9 protein-coding genes are annotated in these 7,383 nt (G+C 71.1%); 3 read left to right on the forward strand and 6 right to left on the reverse strand.

Translation table 11 applies throughout. The annotated features are described in order from the left end of the window. Positions 1-7: 7 nt before the first annotated feature. Together FCI23_RS16760 and sigE are read right to left on the reverse strand one after the other, a co-directional pair. Positions 8-976: an anti-sigma factor family protein gene (locus FCI23_RS16760; RefSeq protein ID WP_246143748.1), complete on the reverse strand. Its 969-nt coding sequence runs from the start codon at positions 974-976 to the stop codon at positions 8-10. Further along, positions 973-1,728 carry an RNA polymerase sigma factor SigE gene (gene sigE, locus FCI23_RS16765; protein WP_136724717.1) on the reverse strand — a complete coding sequence of 252 codons (756 nt, stop codon included), beginning with the start codon at positions 1,726-1,728 and terminating at the stop codon, positions 973-975. Before sigE ends, FCI23_RS16760 begins: the two co-directional genes overlap by 4 nt. A gap of 127 nt (positions 1,729-1,855) precedes the next feature. Between sigE and FCI23_RS16770 the strand changes: the two genes are divergently transcribed. Beyond that, the gene (locus FCI23_RS16770; protein ID WP_136724692.1) at positions 1,856-2,557 is read left to right on the forward strand and encodes an O-methyltransferase; all 702 of its coding nucleotides are present in this window, start codon (positions 1,856-1,858) and stop codon (positions 2,555-2,557) included. A gap of 93 nt (positions 2,558-2,650) precedes the next feature. Here the strand turns inward: FCI23_RS16770 and FCI23_RS16775 are convergent, their stop codons facing one another. Further along, the gene (locus FCI23_RS16775) at positions 2,651-2,818 is read right to left on the reverse strand and encodes a DUF3117 domain-containing protein (protein ID WP_136724693.1); all 168 of its coding nucleotides are present in this window, start codon (positions 2,816-2,818) and stop codon (positions 2,651-2,653) included. 299 nt (positions 2,819-3,117) lie between these two features. On the opposite strand from FCI23_RS16775, the gene chcB reads away from it, so the two are divergent. Further along, positions 3,118-3,900: a 2-cyclohexenylcarbonyl CoA isomerase gene (chcB, locus tag FCI23_RS16780; RefSeq protein WP_136724694.1), complete on the forward strand. Its 783-nt coding sequence runs from the start codon at positions 3,118-3,120 to the stop codon at positions 3,898-3,900. Here the strand turns inward: chcB and FCI23_RS16785 are convergent. Continuing rightward, complete coding sequence (locus FCI23_RS16785; RefSeq protein WP_136724695.1) at positions 3,866-4,510, reverse strand: DNA-3-methyladenine glycosylase I; 645 nt, start codon at positions 4,508-4,510, stop codon at positions 3,866-3,868. The genes chcB and FCI23_RS16785 overlap by 35 nt on opposite strands. Further along, positions 4,503-4,853 carry a DivIVA domain-containing protein gene (locus FCI23_RS16790; RefSeq protein WP_136724696.1) on the reverse strand — a complete coding sequence of 117 codons (351 nt, stop codon included), beginning with the start codon at positions 4,851-4,853 and terminating at the stop codon, positions 4,503-4,505. Before FCI23_RS16790 ends, FCI23_RS16785 begins: the two co-directional genes overlap by 8 nt. A gap of 260 nt (positions 4,854-5,113) precedes the next feature. Here FCI23_RS16790 and folP point away from each other — a divergent pair, with 260 nt between their 5' ends. Continuing rightward, the gene (gene folP, locus FCI23_RS16795) at positions 5,114-5,974 is read left to right on the forward strand and encodes a dihydropteroate synthase (RefSeq protein WP_136724697.1); all 861 of its coding nucleotides are present in this window, start codon (positions 5,114-5,116) and stop codon (positions 5,972-5,974) included. 168 nt (positions 5,975-6,142) lie between these two features. On the opposite strand, the gene FCI23_RS16800 is transcribed toward folP, so the two are convergent. After that, complete coding sequence (locus tag FCI23_RS16800) at positions 6,143-6,928, reverse strand: LOG family protein (protein ID WP_136724718.1); 786 nt, start codon at positions 6,926-6,928, stop codon at positions 6,143-6,145. Positions 6,929-7,383 lie beyond the last annotated feature (455 nt).

Genomic DNA, 7,383 nt, shown 5'->3' on the forward strand with positions numbered 1-7,383 from the left:
CCGTCGGTCAGGGGTTGACCGGGGAGTTGCCGAGGAGCGACAGCAGGGAGTTGACGGGGAGGGGGGCCGAGGGCGAGGCCTGAGCGGCGGCCTGCGTCCCGGCCGCGGACGGAGCGGGGGACGGAGGCGCGGACGGGGCGACGGGCGACGCGGAAGCGGACAGGGGGGCGTCGGACGCCAGGGCCGGGAACGAACCGGACGAACCATTGGCGACCAGCGGGCGGTGGTCGGGGAGGATCAGGGGCCGGGCCACCGAGACCGGGGTGAACCCGGGGCTCCGCGGCGAGTAGGCGCCGTTGCCGGACTGGGGCCGTACATCCGCGACACTGCTGCTCTCCGCGCCGAGCGGGGTCACCGCCGAGCCCGGATCGTCCGTGACGGGATCGGCCGGGGCGTCCAGCGGCAGCGCGCCGCCCAGGGCGAGAGCCGCCATCGAGAAGGCACCCGCCGCCGCGAAGGCGAACCGCCGCCCCCGCGAGGCGGACCCCGATGAGCCGGAGGACCCCGATGAGCCCGATGCGCGCGAAGAACCGGATGAGCCCGGAGTAACCGGCCGCTCGGCCTCGTGTATCCGGAAGCCGCGCGACAGTGGCGTCAGCACGGGCAGGCCGAAGCCCGCACCCCGCTTGCCGAACACACTGCCGTCCAGCCGTTCACCGCCGAGGGTCGGGCCCTCGACCAGCTCCTCCGGCGGGTCGAACAGCCCCGGGCCGTTGTCGTCATCGCTGCCGGTGAGTCCCGGCAGCCCTTGCAACCTGGCCAGCAGGCCTGCGGATATGGCGGGCGGAGCGGAGGCGGAGATCGCGTTCTTCGTCAGGCGCTGGTCATCGGCGGCCGACTTGCAGCCGGAACACGTCGCGAGGTGCGAGAGCACCCGGTCCCGCGCGTCATCGGGCAGCTCGCCATCGACAAACGCGGCGAGGCGGTCACCCAGGTGCTCTTCGGCAGTAGTGGGGTGGGGGCCCGTACCGCTCACGTTCTCCCGACCTCCAGACCGGCGAGGGCACGCCCGGGACGTGCGGCGGGAGCACGGTGTTCCAGCGCCTTGCGCAGGTGGGAACGCCCGCGGTGGATACGACTGCGCACGGTGCCCAGCTTCACTCCGAGCGTGGCCGCGATCTCCTCGTACGACAGACCCTCGATGTCACAGAGCACGACGGCGGCCCGGAATTCGGGCGCAAGGGTGTCCAGCGCCTGCTGCACATCCGCGTCGAAATGCGTGTCGTTGAAATGCTGGGCCGGAGACGGCTCACGGCTGGGCAGCCGCTCCGCCGCGTCGTCACCGAGCGCGTCAAAACGGATCCGCTGCCGACGGCGGACCATGTCCAGGAAGAGATTGGTGGTGATGCGGTGGAGCCAGCCCTCGAAAGTGCCCGGGGTGTAGGTCGACAGCGAACGGAAGACCCGGACGAAGACCTCCTGAGTGAGATCCTCGGCATCGTGCTGATTGCCCGTCAGGCGGTACGCCAGACGGTAGACACGGGCGCTGTGCGTACTGACAATCTCCTCCCAGGAAGGAGGTGTCCACGCCTGGGAGTCCCCGTCGGTGGCGAATGTCGCAGTCGTAGGGACAGCCACGGAGTCGTCGGTACGCGGACGGTCGTCAGTATTGGTCACGGATTTCGGCTCGCCGACCAACCTGCGAAAGTGCCGCAGCACTCGCCGATCACTCGTCGCAGCCGCACCTCCCCTATCGGCTCTGGTGGTCTCCAGTAGAGCCCCTACCATATCCACCTCGCCCGTTAGCTCCGGATAAGAGCGGTGCCCTCGCAACCGCTCCCCTGTCTCTAGCCGTTCTAACGCGTAGTCCCATCAGCGGGTTCCCGACGCCAGCGGATACAGTCGCCGGGCGGGGGTGCAAGCGCACGCGGGCCACGCAGCTCTACGCAGCACGTACGGGGAAAGGGAGAGGGCCATTACCGGCAACCGGCAGGCGAGCTGGGCGTTCGCGGACGCCTTCGTCGCCGAGGACGACGCGCTGATACGGGCCCGCAGCCGGTCCCGCCAGGCGGGTCTGCGGCCCGTCTCGCCCGGTACCGGAGCGACCCTGCGGCTGCTCGCCGCGACGGCGGACGCCAAGTCGGTGGTCGAGATCGGCACCGGCACCGGTGTCTCCGGAATCCATCTCCTGCAGGGCATGCGGCCGGACGGCGTACTCACCACCGTCGACACCGAACCCGACCGCCAGCAGCTGGCCCGCCAGGCCTACCGCGAGGCCGGCTTCGCCTCGAACCGGGCCCGCTTCATCCCCGGCCGCGCCCTGGACGTCCTGCCGCGCCTCGCCGACCGCGGCTACGACCTGGTTTTCTGCGACGGGGACCGGATGGAGTACCCGGACTATCTTGCCGAATCGTTGCGCCTGCTCCGTCCGGGAGGGCTGGTCTGTTTCGAGGGCACCTTCGCCCAGGGCCGCTCGATGGACGCCGCCCACCAGGAACCCGAGGTGATCCGGCTCCGCGAGCTGATGCGCGGCGTACGGGACCACCCCGGACTGGCCCCCGTACTGCTGCCGACCGACGACGGTCTGCTGTGCGCGGTGCGGCGGGGCAGGCCCTAGGGCCTGCCCGGCGGGCTGCTCACGATACGGCCCCGGGCCGCACATTCCGTGCGGCCCGGGGCCGTATCGTGAGACTCAAGTCTCCCGCCGGATTCAGACGATGGCCTTCTTAAGCGCCTCGCCGAGGGCATCCGCCTCGTCCGGGGTCAGCTCGACGACAAGCCGTCCGCCGCCCTCGAGCGGAACGCGCATGATGATGCTCCGCCCCTCCTTGGTCACCTCGAGCGGGCCATCACCCGTCCGCGGCTTCATGGCCGCCATGCTCGTTCCCCTTCCTGAAACCAGCTCGGACTCGAACACATTGGTTCTCGGCCATTATCCCGCATCCGGTGACCCGATGACCAACATCGGTTCCCATCCGTTCGAGTACGTGATCGCACAAAACCATCCATTTCGGCGAGCGGCCTGTCATACGGGAGCTCGCGCCTTTGACGCAGGTCATGCAGGTCACATGTTCGCACATGGTGATCTCCGGCATGCTGGCCACGACTGTCCGGTCTCCGACCGACCCAAGACCGGTCTCCGACCGACCTCCGAGCCGCGAAGAAGGGGCCTCATCCATGGGCGACACAGTGCTGTACGAGGTGAGCGACGGGCTCGCCACCATCACCTTGAACCGGCCGGACGCGATGAACGCGCTCGACACCGCCACCAAGGTCGCCCTCCGCGACACCTTGCGGGCCGCCGGCACCGACCAGGGCGTACGGGCGGTACTGCTTACCGCTGCCGGCCGGGCCTTCTGCGTCGGCCAGGATCTCAAGGAGCACATCTCCTCACTCGCCGACGGCAAGGCCATGTCCACTGTCCGTGAACACTACAACCCCATCGTCACCGCGATCACCACCATGCCCAAGCCCGTGGTGGCCGGGGTCAATGGCATCGCCGCCGGTGCCGGTGCCGGTTTCGCCTTCGCCGCCGACTACCGCGTGGTCGCCGACACCGCCGGCTTCAACACCTCTTTCGCGGGCGTCGCCCTCTCCGCCGACTCCGGCGCCTCGTGGACCCTCCCCCGTCTCATCGGCCACGGCCGCGCCGCCGACCTCCTCCTCTTCCCCCGCAAGGTGTCGGCCGATGAGGCCCTGCAACTCGGCATCGCCAACGTCGTGGTGCCCGCCGAGTCGCTCGCCGCCGAGGCCACCGCGATCGCCCGGCGGCTCGCCCAGGGCCCCACGGTCGCGTACGCGGCCATCAAGGCGTCACTCGCCTACGGGGCCGGCCACTCCCTCGGCGAGACCCTGGAGAAGGAGGACGAGCTCCAGAACCTGGCCGGCGCGAGCGAGGACCACAGCATCGCCGTACAGGCGTTCCTCAAGAAGGAACAGCCGCGCTACGTGGGTCGCTGAGCGGCACGCTTCCCCGTACGTGACAGCCGGCCAGGTGGTCGTCCACCAAGCCGCAGGCCTGCATCAGCGCATACGCCGTCGTGGGGCCCACAAAGCGGAAGCCGCGTCGTTTGAGCTCCTTGGACAGCTTTGTGGACTCCACGGTCACCGCGGGGACGTCGCCGAGCGTGCGGGGTACCGCGCGCTCGGCCGGATCCGGGGCGTAGGACCAGATCAGGGCGTCGAGCCCGCCCTCGTACGCCTCCCCCAGCTCACGCGCGACGCGGGCATTGCCGATCGCGGCGTCGATCTTGGCGCGGTTGCGGATGATGCCGGCGTCGGCGAGCAGCCGCTCGCGGTCGGCGTCGGTGAACTCGGCGACCTCGGCGATCCGGAAGCCGGAGAAGGCCTTACGGAAGCCTTCCCTGCGGCGCAGGATCGTGATCCACGACAGGCCCGACTGGAACGCCTCCAGGCAGACCCGCTCGAAGAGCGCGTCGTCCCCGTGGACCGGGCGGCCCCACTCCGTGTCGTGGTACTCGACGTAATCCGGCGTCGACAGCCCCCATGGGCAGCGGGCCAGCCCGTCCTCCCCGACCACCGCACCGCCGGGTGCCGCCTGGTCACCCATGCGGCTGCCCGTCCTGCGGCTGCCCGAGCAGCGACGACGAACCCAGCGCCGTGGCCTGCGCGCCCGCCCGTTCCGCCTCCAGCTCGGCGATCCGGGCGTCCCGCTCGGCGAGCTCCGCGCTCAGCCGGTCCAGTACGTCGTCGACATCCGTCATCCGGTAGCCGCGCAAGGCCACCGGCAGGCGCAGGCCATCGATGTCGGCGCGGCCGACCGCCCGCTCCTCGGGGAGCCGGTGGTCCAGCCTGTCCGGCTCCACGTCGCGAAGGGGTCCGCCGTCGCCCAGCACGGCGAGGGCCACGCCGGCGACCACCGCGACCAGCGCGATGAGCATGAACCAGAACAAGACGATCTCCTCGGGGTCCGAGCCCGTTGTGCGGCGTGTACGGCACGATCGTGCCATGCCGGACTGTGCGACGGGTAAGCACCGGGGGTTTCCGGCCCCGGCGCCCCTTATGACCGGGCGCTGTGACCGGACCACCGTGACCGGACCACCGTGACGTGGCTGTCATGTCGTGGCCGCGCCCCGCAGGCCCCCGGGGCCGGGCGGCCGTCGGCCGGTAGTGTCGGCAGGCGGGCGACATCATTCTTGGGAGGCACAGGCAAATGCTGCGGCTGGGGACGCGCGAGTTCGGGGACGACGAGCCCGTGATCATGGCGATCGTCAACCGGACGCCCGATTCGTTCTACGACCAGGGTGCCACCTTCACCGACGAGCCCGCCCTCGAACGGGTGGCTCAGGCGGTGTCCGAAGGCGCCGCCATCATCGACATCGGCGGCGTCAAGGCCGGGCCCGGCGAGGAGGTGTCCGCCGAGGAGGAGATCCGGCGGACGGTGGCCTTCGTCGCCTCGGTACGGCGACGGCACCCCGATGTGGTCATCAGCGTCGACACCTGGCGGCACGAAGTCGGCGAAGCCGTCTGCGAAGCCGGTGCCGACCTCCTCAACGACGCCTGGGGCGGCGTCGACCCCGAGCTCGCCGAGGTCGCCGCCCGCCACGGTGCCGGCCTCGTCTGCACTCACACGGGCGGTGCCCGGCCCCGGACCCGGCCGCACCGCGTCGGCTACCCGGACCTCATGGCCGACATCCTGCGGGTCACCGTCGGCCTCGCCGAGCGCGCCGTCGCCCTCGGGGTGCGGCGTGAGGCCGTGCTGATCGATCCGGGGCACGACTTCGGCAAGAACACCCGGCACTCGCTTGAGGCGACCCGGCGCCTGCCCGAGATGGCCGCCACCGGCTGGCCTGTTCTCGTTTCCCTGTCCAACAAGGACTTCGTCGGCGAGACGCTGGACCGGCCGGTCAAGGAGCGGCTGATCGGCACCCTCGCGACGACCGCGGTCTCCGCGTGGCTCGGTGCGCGGGTCTACCGGGTCCACGAAGTGGCGGAGACCCGCCAGGTCCTCGACATGGTGGCCTCCATCGCCGGCCACCGCCCGCCCGCCGTAGCCCGCCGCGGCCTGGCCTGACCCGGCCCCGGCCCCGGCCCCGGGCCTGTCCGGCCGCAGCGGCTGATATGCCTCCCCCGGCCTTCGGCCGGGGGAGGCAGCTGGGGGCGCTCATTTCTCAGCCCGTCCGGCGATTGAGGACGGACCCGGTGAACCAGTGCGGTCACCGCATCAGCTCGCCCCGACGGCTCAGCCGTCGGACTCCTTCGTGACGAGCCTGACCGCCTCGTCCACGTCATCCGTGAGGTGGAACAGCTCGAGGTCCACCGCCGAGGCCTTGCCGCCGACGACGAGGGTGCTGCGGACCCAGTCGACAAGACCCTGCCAGTAGGAGGTGCCGAACAGGACGATGGGGAAGCGGGTGACCTTCTTGGTCTGCACGAGCGTCAGGGCCTCGAAGAGTTCGTCGAGGGTGCCGAAACCGCCGGGGAGGACGATGAAGCCACTGGCGTATTTGACGAACATGGTCTTGCGGACGAAGAAGTAGCGGAAGTTGACGCCGATGTCGACGTAGGGGTTCAGCCCCTGCTCGAAGGGGAGCTCGATGCCGAGCCCGACCGAGACTCCGCCGGCCGCGCCGGCACCCTTGTTGGCGGCTTCCATGGCACCCGGGCCGCCGCCGGTGATGACGGCGAAGCCGGCCTCGGCGAGGGCGCGGCCGATCCGGACGCCGGCGTCGTACTCCGGGGAATCGACGGATGTACGGGCGGACCCGAAGACACTGACCGCGGGGCCGAGTTCGGCGAGGGTGCCGAAGCCCTCGACGAATTCGGACTGGATGCGCATGACGCGCCAGGGGTCGCCGTGGACCCAGTCGGAGGGGCCGCGGGTGTCCAGCAGGCGCTGGTCGGTGGTGCTGGCCTGGACCTGCCCGCGGCGCCGGACGACGGGCCCGGTGTGCTGCTCGGGCCAGCCGCGGTGCTCGGGGGTGCCCTCCGCCGCCGCGTTGGCCGCCGCGGAGGCCTCCTGGGCCAGGTCGTCGGCTCCTGGCCGCCGCGCGGCTCCTGCCTCGCGTGCCTCATTCGGACTGTCCACGTCACTGCCCACGTCGCGCTCCTCTCCGCTGCGGTCGGTCCCGCCAGCCTACGCGCCGGTAGGCCGGGTCTGCCCGGACCGGCGCCGGACATGCCCGCGCCCTGTCCGACAGATAGCGCCGGCCACCGGAAGGGCGGGCCCTGCGGCGGCTGGTGCGTGCGATCGCAAGGCGGTGGGGGCACCCCCGGACGAAGTCTGGGGGAGATCGGCGTCGTTCTCGTAGCCGGGCCACCCGGGCGATTCGGCAGCCGGATCTGTCAGACCGGGCCTAGGGCCTGTCCGGCCGATCTCCGTGGGAGAAGGAGCGGGGTCTGGCGCCTGTGATCGCAAGGCGGAGGTGGGGGCACCTCCCAGCGGTAGCTGGGGGAGGAGGCGACGCGATGGGGGTCCCCCCT

The sequence above is a fragment of the Actinacidiphila oryziradicis genome (genome assembly GCF_005047355.1).
Classification (GTDB): domain Bacteria; phylum Actinomycetota; class Actinomycetes; order Streptomycetales; family Streptomycetaceae; genus Actinacidiphila; species Actinacidiphila oryziradicis.